The sequence below is a fragment of the Antribacter sp. NEAU-D49 genome (assembly GCF_057158775.1).
Map to the genome: position 1 here is coordinate 73,924 of NZ_JBXTSN010000002.1, position 17,335 is coordinate 91,258.

Here is a 17,335-nt window from a genome sequence, read left to right on the forward strand (position 1 = left end):
GACTTCATGTCAAGCACCCTTGCCGCGAAGCCCCTGGCGCCGCCGGCACGACGACGCCGGTCGTTCCGCCGGCGGTGGCCGGCCGAGCGGATCATCTTCACGACGCTCAACACGACCTTCCTGCTGCTCCTCGCGGCGCTCATGATCTACCCGCTGCTCAACACGCTCGCCATCTCGCTGAACGACGGCATGGACGCCGTCCGCGGCGGGATCGGCATCTGGCCCCGGGCGTTCTCGCTGAAGAACTACGAGGTCGTGCTCGGCATGCACACGATCTATCAGGCGTTCTTCATGAGCGTCCTGAAGACGGTCGTGGTGGTGGCGACCAACCTGCTGTTCACCTCGATGCTCGCCTACGCGCTCAGCCGCAACGAGTTCATCTTCCGCCGCCCGATCACCCTGATCTTCGTGCTGACGATGTACTTCGACGCCGGGCTCATCCCCAACTACCTGCTCATCAGGGACCTGGGCATGCTGAACACCTTCCACGCCTACTGGGTGCCGGTGATCATCAGCGCGTTCAACCTGATCATCCTGCGCACGTACATGAAGTCGATCCCCGACGAGATCATCGAGTCGGCACGGATCGACGGCGCGGGCGAGTTCCGCACGTGGTGGCAGATCGTGATGCCGCTGTGCAAGCCCACGCTGGCCGTGGTGGGTCTGTTCGTGGCCGTGGGCAGCTGGAACTCCTGGCTGGACACCCTGCTGTACAACTCCGGTGAGCAGTGGCTGTCCACCCTGCAGTACGAGCTGCAGAAGCTGCTGGCCAGCTCGATGAACGCCGGCGCGAACGGCGGCGTCGCGGGCAGCGCGGCCTCCGTGGCACAGGGCGGGCAGGTCACCACCCCCATCGCGCTGCGGTCGGCGATCACCGTCGTGGCGGCCGTCCCGATCCTGTTCGTCTACCCGTTCCTGCAGAAGCACTTCGTGTCCGGTCTCATGATCGGCTCCGTGAAGGGCTGACGGCGTCGGCATCCCGTACATCACGGGATGCCGGCTCCGCGCCCTCAGGCCGCACCTCTGTGCCCGCTGAAAGGTTCCGACCATCTTCCGGTTCAACCCCGCCTCGCGACTGTGGCGCACCCTGGACGCGCTCGGCTCCGTCATCGTGATCAGCATGTTCTGGCTCGTGAGCCTCACCCTGGTCGTGACGGCGGGAGCGGGGACCGCGGTCGCCTACGAGGTCTGCCGCCGGTACGTCCTGGGCAAGGACGCGGGCCTCCTGGCCGTCGCTGCGAAAGCCTGGCGGCAGAGCTGGAGGCAGGCGACCCTCGTGGGCCTGCTGGCCGTCCCGGTCGCGGCCATCGGCATCCTCACGTTCTCCTACCTGCCCACCCTCGGGCTGGCCGAGGTCCTGATACCGCTCGTCGTCGCCGGCCTGTTCCTCGTGCTCCTGCTCTTCTGGTGCCTCCCCCTGACCGCTCGCTTCACCAACCCCACCAGGCGCCAGGTGCGTAACGGGTTCATCCTGGGGCTGACGACGCCCAGCCTGACGTTCCTGCTCGGGATCGCGCTGCTCCTCGGGGGCGTCGCCGTGTGGAACTTCATGCCCGCGGTGTTCGTGGTACCTGGCCTGATCCTCCTATGGTGGTGCTACCTCCTCGAGCGGTTCTTCGTCGCCCGGGGATTCGTGCAACCGGAGCCGGAAGCGGCCGAGGTCTGACGCCCGTGCCGGGCGACACAGTCGCCGTGAGCGGACCGGCGGAATGGGCAGGAGCATGCCGATGGTGACGATGTCCGAGGTCGCGCGCGCCGCTGGCGTCTCGAGCATGACCGTGTCGAACGTCCTCAACGAGCGACGGCCCGTCGGGGCGTCCACGCGGGCCCGCGTGCTGGCCGCGGTCGAGGAGCTGGGCTACGAGGTGAACCTGACCGCCCGGCACCTGCGGGCCGGCCGGACCGAGACGATCGCGCTGATCGTGCCGAGCTTCCACGACTACTTCGGCGAGCTGGCCGACGAGATCGCGCCGCTCGTCGAGGCGGAGGGCCGCCACCTCGTCCTGGAACGGACCGGCGCGAGCCCGGATTTCGAGATGGAGACGCTCAGCGTCGCGCGGATGCAGATGTACGACGGCGTCCTGCTGTCGGTCGCCGGTCTGGACCGCAAGCGGCTCGAACGGGTGCGCACCACCAAGCCGATCGTGCTCCTCGGTGAGCGTGACGTGCCCGACCGCTTCGACCACGCCCGCCTCGCCAACGAGGAGGGCGCGCGCCTCGCGACGGCGCACATGATCGAGGGCGGCTCGCGCCGCATCGTGGCGCTGGGCTGCACGCTCGAGTCCGAGCACAAGATGGCCTCGGACCGCCGCGTCGGCTGGGAGCAGGCGCACCTCGCCGCCGGCCTGCCGGTCGACGAGCGCTACGTGGTGCCGATAGAGCCGTACTCGTCGCAGTCCGCGCGCGAGGCGCTGCTCGCCGTGATCGCGTCGGGCCTGTCGTTCGACGGCGTCTTCGCCGCGACCGACGTCATCGCCCTGGGTGCGGTGGCGGCACTCGCGGACAGCGGTCTGCGGGTACCCGACGACGTCCAGCTCGTCGGCTTCGACAACCTCGACGTGTCGCGGTTCGTGCCGCCGGGCATCACGTCGGTGGACCCGAACCACCCGGAGCTCGCACGGATCGCCGTCGGGCTGCTGCACCGCAGGATCGCCGACGGCGACGCGCCCGCGGAGCACCGCGACGTGCCGGTCCGACTCGTCGTCCGCGGCTCCACGCGTCCCCGACGATGACCGTGCGCGCCGGCGCGCGACCCACCCAGGCACCACACCTCGACGCCGTTCCCGGACGCCGCTGGTCAAAGGCGGTTAGGTTCGCCTAACCTTCCTCCCATGGGCTATAAGGGACGCAAGGCCGTCGACCCGCACGTCATGGTCGCCGAGGTCGTCAGCACCACGCTGGTCACGCCGGGCATGGCCCGCGTGACGCTCGGGGGTGAAGGCATCGCCGCGCTCACCCTCCAGGGGTTCGACCAGTGGTTCCGACTGTTCCTCGGGCGTCCCGGGCAGGACATGCTGCGCCTGCCCACGCGCACCTCGAACCTGGGCTGGTATGCGCAGTACCTCGCGACGCCCAAGCCCAAGCGGCCCTGGGTCCGGTCGTACACGATCCGCGCGGCGCGCCCCGAGGTCAACGAGATCGACGTCGACTTCGTGGTCCACACCGCCGACGACGGCACCGTCGGCCCCGGCTGCGGCTTCGCCACGGGCTGCTCCGTGGGCGACCAGGTCGGGATCCTCGACCAGGGCGTGGGCTACAACCCGCGCCACGACCACGACTGGACGCTCCTCGTCGCCGACGAGTCGGGCCTGCCCGCCGTAGCCGGCATCTGCGAGTCGCTGCCTGCCGGCGCTCGCGGCCTCGCCATCGTCGAGGTCGGCACCGACGCGGACCGGCAGGAGTTCCGTGCGCCGGCCGGCGTCGAGGTGCGATGGGTCGTCCGCGACACCGTGCCCGACGGCGGCCGGGCGGCTCTCCTGTCCGCCCCCGGTGCGGGGGTCGGTGTGGGCGCCGGTGCTGTGCCCGGTGCGGTGCGTGGCGGGGGGACTGCTCCGGCGGGGTCTGCCCCGGCGGGGACTGCTCCGGCGGGGTCTGCCCCGGCGGGGGCTGTTCCGGTGGGGGCGACCCTCGTCGCGGAGGCGACCGAGGACGCCGTCGGGCACCATGCCGTTCCGGGGGCGGCGGCGCTCGAGGCGCTGCGCGCCGCCGAGCTGCTCGACGGGACCGTCTACGCGTACGCGATCGGTGAGTCCTCGCTGGCCACGGGCGCGCGCAGGCACCTGGTCAACGAGCGCGGTGTGCCCAAGGGGCACGTGGACTTCGTGGGCTACTGGCGCCACGGTCACGCGGCGCAGTAGGCGCCCTGCCCGGCGTTCGACGGGCAGCGCTCCGGCTGGTCCGCGCGATCGGCAGTTCGGTGGGGGTTGGGGCGGTGGGAAGGCCGGCCACCCCCCCCACAAACCATACACTCAGGGGGTTGATGGGCCCGCGCTCGGGGGGGGCCGCGCCCGCGGCGGGGGGGGGGGGGCGGGCCCGCCCCCCCGCCCCCCCCCCCACCGAACTAACGATCACGTCTGGAGTTTCATCGGCGCCGGAGCCCGACCACATGCCGCGGATCCCGGGCGTCGTACACAGCCTGTGTCCGGACCCGCTGCGCCCTCCGGCGGGCTCCTTCACGCTGGCCGCATGGTCCACATCCCGTCCGAGATCCTCATCGCGCGTGAGCATGACCGCCTCGCGCTCCGCCGAGCGACGCTTTCCGGACAGGTCGAGCGATTGCGGCGTGGCGCCTACCGGCCCGCATCCCCACCTGATGCAGCGAACCGGTACGCCGCGGCTCACGAACAGGCTCTCGCGCGCGTCGCCGCGGTGAGCCTGCAACTGGGCCAGGCGTGCGTGAGCCACGAGTCGGCGGCCCTACTCCACGGGCTGCGCCTCTGGCGGCTCCCGGCCAAGGTGCACGTGATCCAGGGCTACAACGCGTCATCTGCCGCGGCTCGGGACATCGCCCGGCACCGTGCTGACCTGAGTGACGACGAACGCGTACTGGTCGGCGGGATCCTCACCACGTCCCTCGAACGCACCGTCGCCGACTGCTGCGCGACCGTGCACCCGCTGCGTGCCCTCGTCATCGTGGACCACGCGCTCGCCCTCGGACTGGACAGGGACGCTGCGCTGGCCTGTGTCGAGGCGCGCCGTGACCCGCGAGGCCGCAACCGAGCCCGGCTGGTGCTGCAGCTCGGCGACCAGGGAGCCGAGTCGGCGTGGGAGAGCAGCACGCGGTACACCGTGCTGCAGGCAGGTCTTCCGCGCCCTGCGACCCAGCTGCCGATCCGGACTCCCTCCGGGACGTACCGCGGGGACCTCGGCTGGGAGGAGCTCCGGCTGCTGGCGGAGTTCGACGGCCGGGTCAAGTACCGGGCCGGCGCGCTCCAGCCCGGGTACGACCCGGAACGCGCCCTGTTCGACGAGAAGCGACGCGAGGACCACATCCGCGAGGAGGGCTGGGGAGTTGTCCGGGTGACCTCCGCAGACCGCCCGGAGCAGGTGGTCGAGCGCATCGCACGCCGGTTCCCGGAGGCCGTCCGGGCGGCGATGCGGCCCGTCCGGCTGCTACCGCACCCCTCCACGGAGCGGCCGTTACCCACGTGGGCCGCAGGTGATCGGTAGTTCGGTGCGTGTTCGGCAGTTCGAACTGCCGAACACGCACCGAATTGCCGATCACGGCTGGGGTGACAGCGACGGTCCCGCCGGGCCCGCCGTGCGCGCGGGTCAGCCCACCAGCTGGACCTCGTGCGGGGTGCGGTTGAGGCGGACGGCGGCGTCGCGGACCGGGTCGACGCCCGGGACCGCCTCGCCGAGCGCGCCCGGGAACGCCACCACGATGTCCTCGATCCGCACGCCGAACCGGCCGGGCAGGTAGACGCCGGGCTCCACGGAGAAGCACATCCCCGCCTCGATCGGCTGCTCCTCGCCCTCCACGAGGTAGGGCGGCTCGTGGGTGGTGAGCCCGATCCCGTGGCCGGTGCGGTGGATGAAGTGCTCGCCGTAGCCCGCGTCGTCCACGACGGCCCGCGCCGCCCGGTCCACGTCCTGGCAGGTGGCGCCCGGCATCACCGCGCGGACGCCGGCCTCCTGGGCGGCGCGGACGACGTCGTGCACCTCCTGCTCCTGGGCCGACGGCGGCCCCACGTGCACCGTCCGCGTCGTGTCGGAGCCGTACCCGTCGCGCAGGCCGCCGAAGTCGAGCACCACCATGTCGCCGTCGGCGATGACGTGGTCCCCGGCGTCGTGGTGGGGGTCGGCGCCGTTCTCGCCGGCGCACACGAGCGTGAAGTCCACCTGCTCGTGGCCGTGCTCGCGCAGCAGGCGGCCGAGGTCGGTGGCGACGTCGCGCTCCCGGCGGCCGGCGAAGGGCAGCCCGCACACCGCCAGGAACGCCGCGTCCGCCGCAGCCCCCGCCGCGGCCAGCCGCCCCACCTCCTCGGGCGTCTTGACCGCGCGCAGCATGGGCAGCGCCCGCGTGAACGCCTCGTACGACGTTCCCGGGAGGGCGCGCTGCAGCCCCAGCACGTGCATCGCCCAGGTGGCATCGGTGACGGCGTAGCGCCCACCTCGCCGTAGCAGCCGTCCGGCCGCCGCGTACTCGTCCTCGCCGTCCGTCCACTCCACCGCGTCGAGAACGCCACCGGTCCCGAGGGCCAGGTCGTGCGCCTCGAGCCGCGGCACCACCGCCACGGGATCGCCGTCCGCCGGGATGACCAGCAGGGTGAGCCGCTCCGTGACGGCGGACGGCGTGTAGCCGAGGAAGTACAGCAGGTCGGGACCGGGTGCGACGAGGACGCCGTCCAGCCCGGCCCGGGCGGCCTGCGCGGCGGCGCGGGCCCGGCGGTCGGCGTGCTCCGCGGGGGAGAAAGGGGTCATACGGTCAGCGTGCCACGAGCCCCCGCCTCAGGACCCCGCCGCCGTCCCCTCGGCCGCGAACGCCTCGGCCATCGCCTTCTCGTCCGCGTACATGAGCTCCCAGTGGTGCCCGTCGGGGTCGGCGAACGCCCGCGAGTACATCCAGCCCATGTCCTGGGCCTCCATGGTCTCGGACCCGCCGGTGGCGAACGCCTTCTCGGCGAGCTCGTCGGCCTTCTCCCGGCTGTCGACCTCGATCGAGGTGATGACCTCGATGCCGTCGGTCGCCACGGGGCGCTTGGTGAACGTGGTGAAGAAGTCCTTGCGGAGCAGCATCACGGTGACGCCCTCCTCGATCACCACGGCAGCCGCGTTCTCGTCGGTGAACTGCGGGTTGATCGAGAACCCGAGGCCCTCGTAGAACGCCTTGGACGCGTCCAGGTCGGCGACGGGAAGGTTGACGTAGATCGGCATCGCTCTCTCCTTCGGGAGGTGTGTTGTCGTACCCCGTCCGACGGACGGGGCGGGCGGAAATCATCGGTCAGGTCTCGACGGCCACCTCGTCGGCCGACTTGTCGGGCCGCCAGCCCCGCCACACGGGGTGCCGCAGCCGGCCGGCGCCGCCGTCGGTCCACTCGGTGTAGGCGACCTCGCCCACCAGCCGGGGCGTCACCCAGCGGGCGTCGACGGCGTCCACGCGCGGGACGTCGTCCACCGGGGGTGTCTTGCGCTCGATGGCCGCCAGCCGCGAGACCACCTCCCGCCGGTCCTTGTCGGTGAAGCCCGTCCCGACGCGTCCCACGAACCGCAGCACCGTGGCGTCGTCGCCGGGGGTCTCGGGGGCGGTGGGGACGGCGAGGAGCAGCCCGCCCGCCCGGCGGTCGTCGGTGCGCCCGCCCGCGGACCGCAGGGGCCGCCAGCCCACCACCACGACCTCCTGCGTCTGCTCGTGCTTGAGCTTGAGCCACTCGCGCGACCGCCGCCCGGGTGCGTAGGTGGACCGGCGGCGCTTGGCGACGACGCCCTCCAGCCGCAGCTCGCGCGACGTGGCGAGCGCGGCGTCCAGGTCGCCGTCGAACGCGGGCGGCAGGTGCACGGGCGGGCGGGCGTCGACGAGACGTTCGAGCTCCGCACGCCGGGCGTCGTACGGCTCGCCCACGAGCGACCGCCCGCCCGCCTCCAGCACGTCGAACAGCATGAGGTCCACCGCCACGCGGCGCCGGGCGCGCTCCACGTCGCCCGGGCGGCGGAGGTTGGCGCGCTGCTGCAGCCGCCCGAAGACGGGCCGTCCGTCCTTGTCGAGCGCCACGATCTCGCCGTCCAGCACCGCGTCGCCGTCCACCATCGCGGCGAGCGCGGCGAGCTCCGGGAACGTGACGGTGAGGTCCTGCCCGGAGCGGCTGATCAGCCGCACCTCGCCACCCTCCACCACGGCCAAGGTGCGGAAGCCGTCCCACTTCATCTCGAAGGCCCAGTCGTCGCCCCCGCGCGGCAGGTCCCCGCCGGAGGGCGCGGTCGCGAGCATGGGCCGCAGGTCGCGCGCCTTCGCGAGGAGGCTGCCCGACGGTGGCGCGCCCCCGGTGGCCGCGTCGCCCTGGTCCGTCCCCGCCCCGGGCGTGGCCGCCTCGGGCGTGGCCGCCTCGGGCGCGCCCGCCTCGGGCGTGGCCGACGACGCCAGGCCGGCCGGGCCGGCGGCTCCGCGGGGCTGGTCCTTGGTGCGGTGGATGAGCCAGGAGTTCTCGTCGTCGCCCCCGCGGCCGCCGGTGCGGATCAGGGCGAGCCGCCGAGAGCCGCGCTCGGGGCTGTGCAGCGTCGCGATCACCTCGTCGTCACGCCACTTCTCCAGGTCGTAGGTGCCGGCGTCCCAGATCGTCACCTCGCCTGCGCCGTACTCGCCCTGCGGGATGGAGCCCTCGAACGACCCGTACTCGAGGGGGTGGTCCTCGGTCTGCACCGCGAGGTGGTTCTTCCCCGGGTCGGTGGGCTCGCCCTTGGGGAGCGCCCAGCTCACCAGGACGCCGTCGTGCTCCAGACGGAAGTCCCAGTGCAGGCGGCGGGCGTGGTGCTCCTGGATCACGAAGGTGGGCGCGCGGCCGTGCGCGGCGGGCTCCGCGGCGGCGTCGGGCACGGGCTCGGGCGTGCGGGAGGCGTCGCGCTTGGAGCGGTACACGGCGAGCCGGTCGAACGTGGCCATGCGCTCCGGCGTCGGCTCGAGCTGGGCGAGGTGCCCGGCCGTGAGGCCGGCGAGCAGGTCGCCGTCCCGCTCGACCCGCTCCAGCACCTCGGGGTACTCGAGGTGGCGCAGGCCCGGGTCGTCGAGCTCGTCCCAGGAGCGGGGCGCCGCCACCGTGGGGTGCTCGCGGCCCCGCAGGGAGTAGGGCGCGATGGTGGTCTTGGCGCTGTTGTTCTGCGACCAGTCCACGAGCACCTTCCCCTCGCGCAGCGACTTCTTCATGTCGCTGACCACGAGGTCGGGGTGCTCGGCCTCCAGGTAGCGGGCGAGCTCCTTGGCCACCGCGGAGACGGCGTCGGAGTCCTGCTTGCCGTCGAGCGCCGCGTACAGGTGGATGCCCTTGGACCCGCTCGTCACGGGGAGCGGGTCGAGGCCCATGCCGACGAGGACGTCGCGTGCCCAGCGCGCCACCTGCGCGCACTCCGGCAGGCCCGCGCCGGGGCCGGGGTCCAGGTCCAGGACCAGGCGGTCCGGGTTGTGCGCCACGCCGGTGCGCCCGAACTGCCACTGCGGAACGTGGATCTCGAGGGTGGCCGTCTGGCCGAGCCAGGTGAGGGTGGCCAGGTCGTTGACGAGCGCGTACTCGTTGGTGCCCGACCGGTGCTGGATCGCCCGGCGCTTGACCCAGTCCGGGGTGGAGGCGTCGAGGTTCTTCTGGAAGAACATCTGGCCCTCGACGCCGTCCGGCCAGCGCTTGCGGGTGGCCGGACGGTTGGCGGCGTGCGCGATGAGCACGGGCGCGATCTGGGCGAGGTAGTGGAGCACCTCGCCCTTGGTGGTGCCCGACGCCGGGTAGAGCACCTTGTCGAGGTTGCTCAGCCGCAGGCGCCGGCCGTCCACGTCGACGGTGCGGGTCTCGGACGCAGCCATGTGGCCATACTGGCCCGCGGGGCCGGACCTCGCCCGGCGCGGGCGACGGCGCCGTCGCCGTCGCCGGGCAGTGGGCAAGGTCACGACGCAGATTCACGAAATCGTTGCCGTGTCTTTACCCTCGCAAGGGTTGTGCTCGGCTAGTGTCCAGCGGGTGAATTCGGACGACATCGCGATCATGGACGCCTTCGCCCCGCGTGACCTGGCCGGCCCCGCCCTGGCGGACCGGCCCGAGCGGCTCGTGATGTACGGCGCGAAGTGGTGCCGTGACTGCCGCCGCTCCAAGGCCGTGCTGGACGTCCGCCGGGTCGACTACCTCTACGTGGACCTCGAGGCCGAGCCCCACCGGGCCGACGAGGCGCAGGCGATCAGCGGCCGCACCAACATCCCCGTGCTGGTGTTCCCGGACGGCGCGCACCTGGTGGAGCCCACCAACGCGGAGCTCTGCTCCAAGCTGGACGCGGCCGGCCTCTGACCCGCCCCCCGCGGCGAGGAAAAGCTAGGGCAGGAGCGACAGCACGCCCAGGACGCCGAGTGCCACGGCGAGCGCCACCGACACCCCGATCAGCACGGCGTGCACCGTGAGGAACCGCGTGGCGCGGCCGGCTTCGTCGCGGGAGCGCGGGTCGGCGGCGATGCGCTGCCAGAAGCGGGGCCAGATCAGCAGGTTCCAGGCGGCCGCGACGAGCAGGAGGACGGACCAGCCCACGGGGAGGTTCACGCTCACCAGTATGTCGCGCCACCGGCGGCCGACGGAAAATGGCGCGTCTCCCGCGGCGGGCGCACCATAGAGGTATGAGGGCCATCTGGAAGGGCGCCGTCACCTTCGGTCTCGTCAACGTCCCGGTGAAGCTGTACAGCGCCACCGAGGACCATGACGTGCCGCTGCACCAGGTGCACGACAAGGACGGCGGGCGCATCCGGTACCGGCGCGTGTGCGAGCTCGACGGCGAGGAGGTCGCCTACGAGCACATCGACCGCGCGTACGACGACGGGGAGCACACGGTCGTGCTCACCAAGGAGGACCTGTCCCAGCTGCCGGCGGAACGGGACCGGGAGATCGAGGTGGTCGAGTTCGTGCCGACCGACCAGATCGACCCGATCATGCTCGACCGCACGTACTACCTCGAGCCGGACTCCAAGAGCACCAAGGCGTACGTGCTGCTGCGCCGCACCCTGGAGGAGACGGAGCGCACGGCCGTCGTGAAGTTCGCGCTGCGGCAGCGCACCCGTCTGGCCGCGCTCCGCGTCCGCGACGACGTGCTGGTGCTCCAGACGCTGCTCTGGGCGGACGAGGTCCGCGAGGCGGCCTTTCCCTCTCTCGACGAGCCGGCGAAGGTGAGCGACAAGGAGCTCGCGATGTCTCAGCAGCTGGTCACGAGCTTCGAGGCGGACTTCACGCCCGAGCAGTTCGAGGACGAGTACCAGGTGCAGCTCAAGCAGCTCATCGAGGCCAAGATCGAGAAGGGCGAGGCGATCAGCACGGCCGAGACGTTCGGCGAGCAGGCCGAGGAGGAGGGCGGCGCGCAGGTGGTCGACCTCATGGAGGCCCTGCGGCGGAGCGTCGAGAGCGCCAAGAAGTCGAAGAAGTCGCGGCGCACGGGCTGACGGCCGCACCCGGCCGCACGCGGGCGCCCCTCACCTGGGACGTTCCCGGCTTGTGTCTCGGCGCCCGCTCGGCAAGGGTGGTCAACTGATGAGCCGAGCACACCGCACGCCGCCCCGTTGGGTCCGCTGGACGCTCGCGATCGTCGTGGTCGTCCTCGCCTGCGCCGTCCACGGCCTGGCCACAGCCCGGGCGGAGCTCAGCCTGGGCCCGCACGAGGCGGTCTACGAGGTGACGGCCGACGACGCGGTGGTCGCCGACCTCGGACCCCTCGGGACCCTGCAGATCGACTCCCCGCTGCCGCTGAACCTGGGCGTCCGCGTCACGGTCAAGGAGATCCCGGCCGACCTGACGGCGGTGGACCAGGCAGCCACCCTCGACGCGCTCGCCGGTGACCTGGACTCGTATCTCCAGTTCTTCTCGTCGCCCGCGCAGACGGTCGGGAGCGTCGCCCGGGCTCTCGTCTGGGACGCCGTCCGGAACACGGCGCTGGGGCTGGTGCTCGTGACGGCCGCGTCGGGTGCCCTGTGGCTCCTCCTCGGAGCGGCTCGCCGGGCGGAGCTCGCCGGGGTGCTGGCCCCGCGCACGTGGCAGATCACCGCGGGGGTCCTGGTGGCCGCGCTGGTGTGGGGCTCGTCCACGGCGAGCGGCCCTGCCCGCCCCGACGAGACGGGCCGGCCGGCGTCGCCGGTGTTCGCCGGCACGGCGCTGGAGGGTGCCCGGATCACCGGCCGCCTGGCGGGCGTCATCGACACCTACGGCGGTCAGCTCGTGGGCGTCTACGAGCAGAACGAGGAGTTCTACCTCGACGCGCACGCCAACCTCGTCGCCGCCTGGGACGCGTGGGACGAGAGCCAGGAGGGCGCGGCTGCCCTGCCGTTCGGCGGCCCGACGTCGTCCCCCGCACCTCTGGTGGCCACGTCACCGACGGGCGAGGCGGGGCCGGCGGGCGAGGCGGGGGGCGAGGCCTCGCCGGCGGGCGAGGCGGGGTCCAGCCCCAGCCCGTCGCCGGAGGAGGAGCTGGTCCCGTTCCTCGTGGTGAGCGACCTGCACTGCAACACGGGGATGACGCCCCTCATCCGGGAGGCGGCCCGCCGGTCCCAGGCCGCCGCCGTGCTCAACGCGGGCGACACCACCATGAACGGCACCGGGGTCGAGTCGGTGTGCGTCGACTCCTTCGCCTCGGCGCTGCCTGACGGCGTGCCGATGGTGGTCTCCGACGGCAACCACGACTCGCAGATCACGTCCCGGCAGGAACGTAGCCACGGCCAGATCGTCCTCGACGGCGACGTGGTCGAGGTCGCCGGGGTCCGGATCCTCGGTGACCGGGACCCGCTCGAGACGCGCGTGGGCGCGGGAACCACGGTGGCGCGCGCCGACACGCCCGCGTCGGCGGGGGAGCGCCTCGCCGAGACGGCCTGCGAGGTGGCCGGCGAGGCCGGGATGGACGGGTCCTACACGGGCGAGGACAGGGTGGACCTGCTCCTGATCCACACGCCCGCGGTGGGCCAGCCGTCGCTGGAGTCGGGCTGCGTGCCGTTCCAGGTGTCGGGGCACACGCACCGCCGCACCGGGCCGGAGCCGGTGGGCTACGGGCTGCGCTACGTGAGCGCGAGCACCGCCGGCGCGGCGTCCGGCCAGCCCACCGTGGGGCCGCTGCGCGGCACGGCGGAGCTGACGGTGCTGCGGTTCGACCCGGCCACGCGCCGGTTCGTCGACTGGCAGGTCGTCACGATCGCGCCCGACGCCACCGCGACCGTGTCGGACCGCCAGCCCGTGCCCGACCCCGTGCCTCTGCCGGGCGAGGTCCCCGACCCGGCGCCGACCGTCAGCCCGTCGCCCGCGGCGAGCCCGTCGCCGGACGACACGTAGGCTCGTGTCCGTGGAAGAACCTCCCAACCCGGCCGAGCTGACCGCCGTTGCGCAGGACTACCTCAAGGCGGTGTGGTCCGCCCAGGAGTGGTCGGACGAGAAGGTCACCACCAAGCACCTCGCCGACCGGATGGGCGTGGGAGCGTCGACCGTCTCCGAGACGGTGCGGCGCCTGAGCACGCAGGGCCTGCTCGAGCACCAGCCGTACGGCGGCATCGAGCTGACGGAGACGGGCCGCGGGCTGGCCCTCGCGATGGTGCGGCGGCACCGCCTCCTCGAGACGTACCTCGTGGTCGAGCTCGGCTACGGCTGGGACGAGGTCCACGACGAGGCCGAGGTGCTGGAGCACGCGGTCTCCGACCTGCTCGTCGACCGGATCGACGCGCGGCTCGGCCACCCGTCGCGCGATCCGCACGGCGACCCCATCCCCGGCGCCGACGGGACCGTCGTGCGCCCGCACGCGGTGCCCCTGTCGAGCCTCACGGCCGGGGCGGCCGGCCCCGTGGTGCGCATCAGCGACGCCGACCCGGAGGCGCTGCGCTACCTGGGCCAGATCGGCTTCGACCTGGACGTGGAGGTCGAGGTCGTCGCCCGCCGCGAGTACGCGGGCACCGTCGCCGTCCGCTGGACGCGGCCTGCGGCACGGCCCGACGGCGGCACCCCCGCCGAGCACTCCGCCGACCTCGGGCTCCTCGCGGCCTCGCGCGTCTGGGTCGGGGTGCCGGGGTAAGGTCGTGCGGTAACCCACCTCTCGTCGCCGGTGCTGTCGACGCGGTCCCTCAGATCGATTCGACCCACCGGGAGACGTCATGGCCACCCTCACCGGCGGTCCCGCCGCCGGGCCCACGCTCCGCTCCGCCGCACCGGCCCTCCTGGCGCTGGCGGTGGGCGGCTTCACCATCGGCACCACCGAGTTCGCGGCCATGGGCCTGCTGCCCCAGGTGGGCGCCGACCTCGGGGCCACCGACCCCGAGGTGGGGCACACCATCACCGCCTACGCCCTCGGCGTGGTCGTGGGAGCGCCGCTGCTCACCGTCGCCGCGGCGCGGATGTCGCGCAAGCGCCTCCTGGTTCTCCTGATGGCCGCCTACACGGTCGCCAACGTGCTCTCGGCGGCAGCCCCCAGCATCGAGTGGCTCGTGGTCGGCCGGTTCTTCGCGGGGCTGCCGCACGGCGCGTTCTTCGGGGTGGGCGCGGCGGTGGGCGCCGCCGTCGTGGGCCCGGCCCTGCGGGGCCAGGCGGTCGCCACGATGATGACGGGGCTCACGATCGCCAACGTCGTGGGTGTCCCGCTCGCCACGTTCGTGGGGCAGCAGGCGGGCTGGCGCATGTCGTACGTGGTGATCGGGCTGCTCGGCCTCCTGACGGTCGCGGGGCTCTGGTGGCTGGTCCCCAGCACCGCGGGCGGTACGGGGAACTCGGTGCGCTCGGAGCTGGGGAGCCTGCGCAACCTTCCGCTCTGGGCGGCGTTCGTGGCAGGCTCGGTCGGTTTCGGCGGGCTGTTCGCCGTCTACTCGTACGTGGCGCCCACCATGACCAGGGTGACCGGGCTGGAGGAGGGCCACGTGCCCTGGGTGCTCGCGCTGTTCGGCGTGGGCATGACCGTGGGCACGCAGCTCGGCGGGCGCCTGGCCGACCTGGGCGTCATGCGCGCCGTGGTCATCGGGTTCGTGAGCACGACGGCGTCCCTGGTCGCCTTCGGGCTGACAGGCCACCTGGTGGTGCCGGCGCTCGTGTCGCTGTTCCTGCTGGGCGTCACGTCGCAGATGCTCGGGCTGGCGTTCCAGACCCGGCTCATGGACCTGTCACCGGGCGCGCCGTCGCTGGGCGCCGCGCTGTGCCACGCCGGGCTCAACGTGGCGAACGGGGCGGGGGCGTTCCTCGGCGGCGCGGTGATCGCCGGCGGGTGGGGCTACCTCGCCCCCGCCTGGGCGGGGGCGGTCGTCACCGTGCTGGGGCTCGCCCTCCTGCTGGCGTTCGCGCGGCAGCGGGTGGTGCACCCCGCGGCACCCGGGGCGTGACGGATCGGTGACCTGCCTGTCAGCATGGCCCCAGGATGCGGCGGTACGGTTGCCGCACCTGGGTGCCGGCTGGGCCGCCGCCCTGTGCCAACTGTCCCTGCCGGAACCGGCCGAACCCTGGAGCGCCACGTGACCGACAGCACCACCACCGACGGGCCGGAGACCGAGGCGACCGACCTCGACGAGGCGGGCTACGCCGTCGGACCCCGGCCTCTGGGCGACCGGACCTTCGGGATCCTGCTGCTCGTGCTCGGCTTCGTCGGGTTCGGCGCGTCGATGTGGCTCGCCATCGAGAAGTACCTGGTGCTGGTGGAGCCGGAGCACCAGCCGTCGTGCTCGATCAACCTGTTCGTCCAGTGCGGGGCGGCCATGGAGTCGTGGCAGGGCGCCCTCCTGGGCTTCCCCAACCCGTACCTGGGCCTGCTCGCGTTCCCGGTGGTCATGACCACCGGCGTGGTGCTGCTCGTCGGCGCGCGCCTGCCGCGCTGGTACTGGCTGTCGCTCCTCGCGGGCACCGTGCTCGGTCAGGCGCTCATCTTCTTCCTCATGTACACGAGCTTCTACTCGCTGGTGGCGCTCTGCCCCGCCTGCATGGTCGTGTGGACCATCATGTGGCCGCTCCTGTGGTTCCAGGTGGTGCGCGGGGTCCAGGCCGGGTACCTCCCTGCGGGCGGGACCGTGCGCCAGCTCGTGGTGGGCAACCGCGTGATCATCCTCGTGATCGGCTACGTGGTGGCCGTCGCGTGGCTCATGGTGTCGGTGGGCGACCACCTCATCGCCTCGTTCGCCTGAGCCGGCTCCCCGCCGGGTCCGCCGGCCGGGGTCCGCTTCGAGAACGTCATCAGGTATCGCTACCGAGCCGGTAGCGATACCTGATGACGTTCTCGAAGCGGACCGCGCCTCATCCCCGGGTGCGGACCGCCTCCGTGAGCACCCGGCCCTGCGCCCCCGACGGCGGCGTCATGCCGAGCAGGGCCGCGATGGTGGGGGCCAGGTCGACGTGCCGCGGGTCGCGCGGGCCGACGCCGGGGCGCACGCCCGCGCCGGCCAGGACGAGCGGCACGTGCAGCTCCGTCGTGGCGCCGTGCCGGCCGGCGGCGTCGGCCGGCGTCGCGCCGAAGGACCAGCCGGGCTCCGGCTCCACGATCAGGTCGCCGTGGTTCGGGCTCATGCGCATCGCGCGCTGGTCGTCCTTGTCGTAGACGGCACGCACCTGCGGGAGCGCCTCGAGCGCGGCCCGGATGCGGGACTCCGCCTCCGGGTCGCCGGCGGCCTCGCCGACGAGGCGCAGGTCGGCCACTCCGCCCACCACGACCGTGACGTCCGTCCCGGCCGCGGGCGAGCGGCCCGACGTGAGCACCTCCGCCTGGTAGCCCGCCTCCGCGACCGCCGCGAGGGCCTCGGCCGCGAAGCCCTTGTCGAACGTGGTCATGCCGTGGTCGCCGGTGATGACGAAGGCGGTGCGGCCGTACGTGCCCGCGTCCTGGGTGGCCTCGATGATGCGGCCGAGCTGCTGGTCGATCATGGTCAGGGCGGCGGGGATGCGGGGGTCGGCGTCACCGCCGTCGTGCCCGATCGCGTCGAGCGTGTCGCAGTACACCGCCAGGAGCTCCGGCACCCCGGCCATGGTGACCTCGCGTCCCGCGGACAGCACGGGCTCGCCGCCGATCACGGCGACGGCGTCGTCCACCCGTCGCGAGCACTCGCCGCCGGGCTGCGTGTAGAGGCCCTCGGGGTCGCCGTAGGACACGCCGTAGTTCTGCAGGATGAACCACTGGGCGGAGAAGACCGTGCCGCCCTGGGCGCGGACGGCCTGGGCGATCGTCGGCACGGCGAGGTCGCGCTGCTGGCCGCGGGCGGTGTTCGTCACCGGGTCGAACCAGTACGCGGTGTTGCGGTGGCGCTCGGGCCACGCGCCCGTGGCGACGGACGACCACGACGGGTTCGTGATCGACGTCATCACCCCGGTGGACGTGGTGACGCTGCCCCGGCGGATCAGCCGCTGCAGGTTCGGCATGGGCGCGTCGTCGAGGTACTCGACGTCGAACCCGTCGAGCGCGAACAGGATCACGTGGTCGGCGGGGGCGCGCCCGCCGCGGCCGTCCGTGGCGGGCGTCGCGGTCGCCGCCGCGGGGGCGGTCCCCAGGGCGAGGGCCGTGCAGGCGGCGAGGACGGCCGCCACGGCGGTGCGGGCGCGGAGGTGACGGGTCGATCGGGGAGGTGTCGGCGTCATGCGCTCGATTCGACCGGGAGGAGGTGGCCCCCGGGTGAGGGCGCGGCGAACCGAGGGTGAACGCTGCCCCGAGGGCCGGCGTGCTCGGGCCCGGGACC

At 73.1% G+C, this 17,335-nt stretch carries 16 protein-coding genes; 11 read left to right on the plus strand and 5 right to left on the minus strand.

The genetic code is table 11. The features are described from left to right. The first annotated feature begins 6 nt into the window (after window positions 1-6). The 5 genes from AC060K_RS02090 (at window position 7) to AC060K_RS02110 (ending at window position 5,169) form a co-directional block, all read left to right on the plus strand. Window positions 7-966 (plus strand): carbohydrate ABC transporter permease, encoded by a 960-nt coding sequence (locus AC060K_RS02090; RefSeq protein ID WP_483763791.1) that lies wholly within the window; start codon window positions 7-9, stop codon window positions 964-966. 154 nt (window positions 967-1,120) lie between these two features. Then, window positions 1,121-1,666 carry a DUF624 domain-containing protein gene (locus tag AC060K_RS02095; protein ID WP_483763792.1) on the plus strand — a complete coding sequence of 182 codons (546 nt, stop codon included), beginning with the start codon at window positions 1,121-1,123 and terminating at the stop codon, window positions 1,664-1,666. A 61-nt stretch (window positions 1,667-1,727) separates the two neighbouring features. Further along, window positions 1,728-2,732 carry a LacI family DNA-binding transcriptional regulator gene (locus AC060K_RS02100; protein WP_483763793.1) on the plus strand — a complete coding sequence of 335 codons (1,005 nt, stop codon included), beginning with the start codon at window positions 1,728-1,730 and terminating at the stop codon, window positions 2,730-2,732. Window positions 2,733-2,831: 99 nt separating this feature from the next. Next, window positions 2,832-3,857 (plus strand): siderophore-interacting protein, encoded by a 1,026-nt coding sequence (locus AC060K_RS02105; protein WP_483763794.1) that lies wholly within the window; start codon window positions 2,832-2,834, stop codon window positions 3,855-3,857. Window positions 3,858-4,185: 328 nt separating this feature from the next. Further along, a complete protein-coding gene (locus tag AC060K_RS02110; RefSeq protein ID WP_483763795.1) occupies window positions 4,186-5,169 on the plus strand; it encodes a hypothetical protein in 984 nt (327 codons plus the stop codon). A 102-nt stretch (window positions 5,170-5,271) separates the two neighbouring features. Here the strand turns inward: AC060K_RS02110 and AC060K_RS02115 are convergent, their stop codons facing one another. The 3 genes from AC060K_RS02115 to AC060K_RS02125 form a co-directional block, all read right to left on the minus strand. Further along, entirely contained in the window at window positions 5,272-6,423 is a 1,152-nt protein-coding gene (locus AC060K_RS02115; protein WP_483763796.1) for an aminopeptidase P family protein, read from the minus strand. A gap of 27 nt (window positions 6,424-6,450) precedes the next feature. Further along, complete coding sequence (locus tag AC060K_RS02120; protein ID WP_483763797.1) at window positions 6,451-6,876, minus strand: VOC family protein; 426 nt, start codon at window positions 6,874-6,876, stop codon at window positions 6,451-6,453. A gap of 67 nt (window positions 6,877-6,943) precedes the next feature. After that, window positions 6,944-9,505: an ATP-dependent DNA ligase gene (locus AC060K_RS02125; protein WP_483763798.1), complete on the minus strand. Its 2,562-nt coding sequence runs from the start codon at window positions 9,503-9,505 to the stop codon at window positions 6,944-6,946. Between the two features lie 178 nt (window positions 9,506-9,683). On the opposite strand from AC060K_RS02125, the gene AC060K_RS02130 reads away from it, so the two are divergent. Next, window positions 9,684-9,980, plus strand: a complete 297-nt coding sequence (locus AC060K_RS02130; protein WP_483764044.1) for a glutaredoxin family protein — start codon at window positions 9,684-9,686, stop codon at window positions 9,978-9,980. A 24-nt stretch (window positions 9,981-10,004) separates the two neighbouring features. Here AC060K_RS02130 and AC060K_RS02135 read toward each other — a convergent pair whose 3' ends face one another. Next, window positions 10,005-10,226, minus strand: a complete 222-nt coding sequence (locus AC060K_RS02135) for an SCO4848 family membrane protein (RefSeq protein ID WP_483763799.1) — start codon at window positions 10,224-10,226, stop codon at window positions 10,005-10,007. Window positions 10,227-10,300: 74 nt separating this feature from the next. Between AC060K_RS02135 and ku the strand changes: the two genes are divergently transcribed. The 5 genes from ku to AC060K_RS02160 all read left to right on the plus strand — a co-directional run bounded on the left by ku (window position 10,301) and on the right by AC060K_RS02160 (window position 15,796). Continuing rightward, window positions 10,301-11,113, plus strand: a complete 813-nt coding sequence (gene ku / locus AC060K_RS02140; protein WP_483763800.1) for a non-homologous end joining protein Ku — start codon at window positions 10,301-10,303, stop codon at window positions 11,111-11,113. Between the two features lie 88 nt (window positions 11,114-11,201). Further along, window positions 11,202-12,983, plus strand: a complete 1,782-nt coding sequence (locus AC060K_RS02145; protein ID WP_483763801.1) for a metallophosphoesterase family protein — start codon at window positions 11,202-11,204, stop codon at window positions 12,981-12,983. Window positions 12,984-12,993: 10 nt separating this feature from the next. Then, window positions 12,994-13,713, plus strand: coding sequence for a metal-dependent transcriptional regulator (locus AC060K_RS02150; RefSeq protein ID WP_483763802.1), 720 nt, complete (start codon window positions 12,994-12,996; stop codon window positions 13,711-13,713). Between the two features lie 79 nt (window positions 13,714-13,792). Further along, window positions 13,793-15,004 carry an MFS transporter gene (locus AC060K_RS02155; protein WP_483763803.1) on the plus strand — a complete coding sequence of 404 codons (1,212 nt, stop codon included), beginning with the start codon at window positions 13,793-13,795 and terminating at the stop codon, window positions 15,002-15,004. Between the two features lie 129 nt (window positions 15,005-15,133). Further along, window positions 15,134-15,796: a vitamin K epoxide reductase family protein gene (locus AC060K_RS02160; RefSeq protein ID WP_483763804.1), complete on the plus strand. Its 663-nt coding sequence runs from the start codon at window positions 15,134-15,136 to the stop codon at window positions 15,794-15,796. A 109-nt stretch (window positions 15,797-15,905) separates the two neighbouring features. On the opposite strand, the gene AC060K_RS02165 is transcribed toward AC060K_RS02160, so the two are convergent. Beyond that, window positions 15,906-17,237: an alkaline phosphatase family protein gene (locus AC060K_RS02165; RefSeq protein WP_483763805.1), complete on the minus strand. Its 1,332-nt coding sequence runs from the start codon at window positions 17,235-17,237 to the stop codon at window positions 15,906-15,908. Between the last annotated feature and the right edge of the window lie 98 nt (window positions 17,238-17,335).

Bases quoted from the DNA above. Each gene is read 5' to 3' on its own strand.
- AC060K_RS02090 (WP_483763791.1), top strand. From the start codon at position 7: ATGTCAAGCACCCTTGCCGCGAAGCCCCTGGCGCCGCCGGCACGACGA.
- AC060K_RS02165 (WP_483763805.1), bottom strand. From the start codon at position 17,237: ATGACGCCGACACCTCCCCGATCGACCCGTCACCTCCGCGCCCGCACC.
- AC060K_RS02110 (WP_483763795.1), top strand. From the start codon at position 4,186: ATGGTCCACATCCCGTCCGAGATCCTCATCGCGCGTGAGCATGACCGC.
- AC060K_RS02155 (WP_483763803.1), top strand. From the start codon at position 13,793: ATGGCCACCCTCACCGGCGGTCCCGCCGCCGGGCCCACGCTCCGCTCC.
- AC060K_RS02095 (WP_483763792.1), top strand. From the start codon at position 1,121: ATGTTCTGGCTCGTGAGCCTCACCCTGGTCGTGACGGCGGGAGCGGGG.
- AC060K_RS02105 (WP_483763794.1), top strand. From the start codon at position 2,832: ATGGGCTATAAGGGACGCAAGGCCGTCGACCCGCACGTCATGGTCGCC.
- AC060K_RS02145 (WP_483763801.1), top strand. From the start codon at position 11,202: ATGAGCCGAGCACACCGCACGCCGCCCCGTTGGGTCCGCTGGACGCTC.
- ku (WP_483763800.1), top strand. From the start codon at position 10,301: ATGAGGGCCATCTGGAAGGGCGCCGTCACCTTCGGTCTCGTCAACGTC.
- AC060K_RS02125 (WP_483763798.1), bottom strand. From the start codon at position 9,505: ATGGCTGCGTCCGAGACCCGCACCGTCGACGTGGACGGCCGGCGCCTG.
- AC060K_RS02120 (WP_483763797.1), bottom strand. From the start codon at position 6,876: ATGCCGATCTACGTCAACCTTCCCGTCGCCGACCTGGACGCGTCCAAG.
- AC060K_RS02115 (WP_483763796.1), bottom strand. From the start codon at position 6,423: ATGACCCCTTTCTCCCCCGCGGAGCACGCCGACCGCCGGGCCCGCGCC.
- AC060K_RS02100 (WP_483763793.1), top strand. From the start codon at position 1,728: ATGGTGACGATGTCCGAGGTCGCGCGCGCCGCTGGCGTCTCGAGCATG.
- AC060K_RS02130 (WP_483764044.1), top strand. From the start codon at position 9,684: ATGGACGCCTTCGCCCCGCGTGACCTGGCCGGCCCCGCCCTGGCGGAC.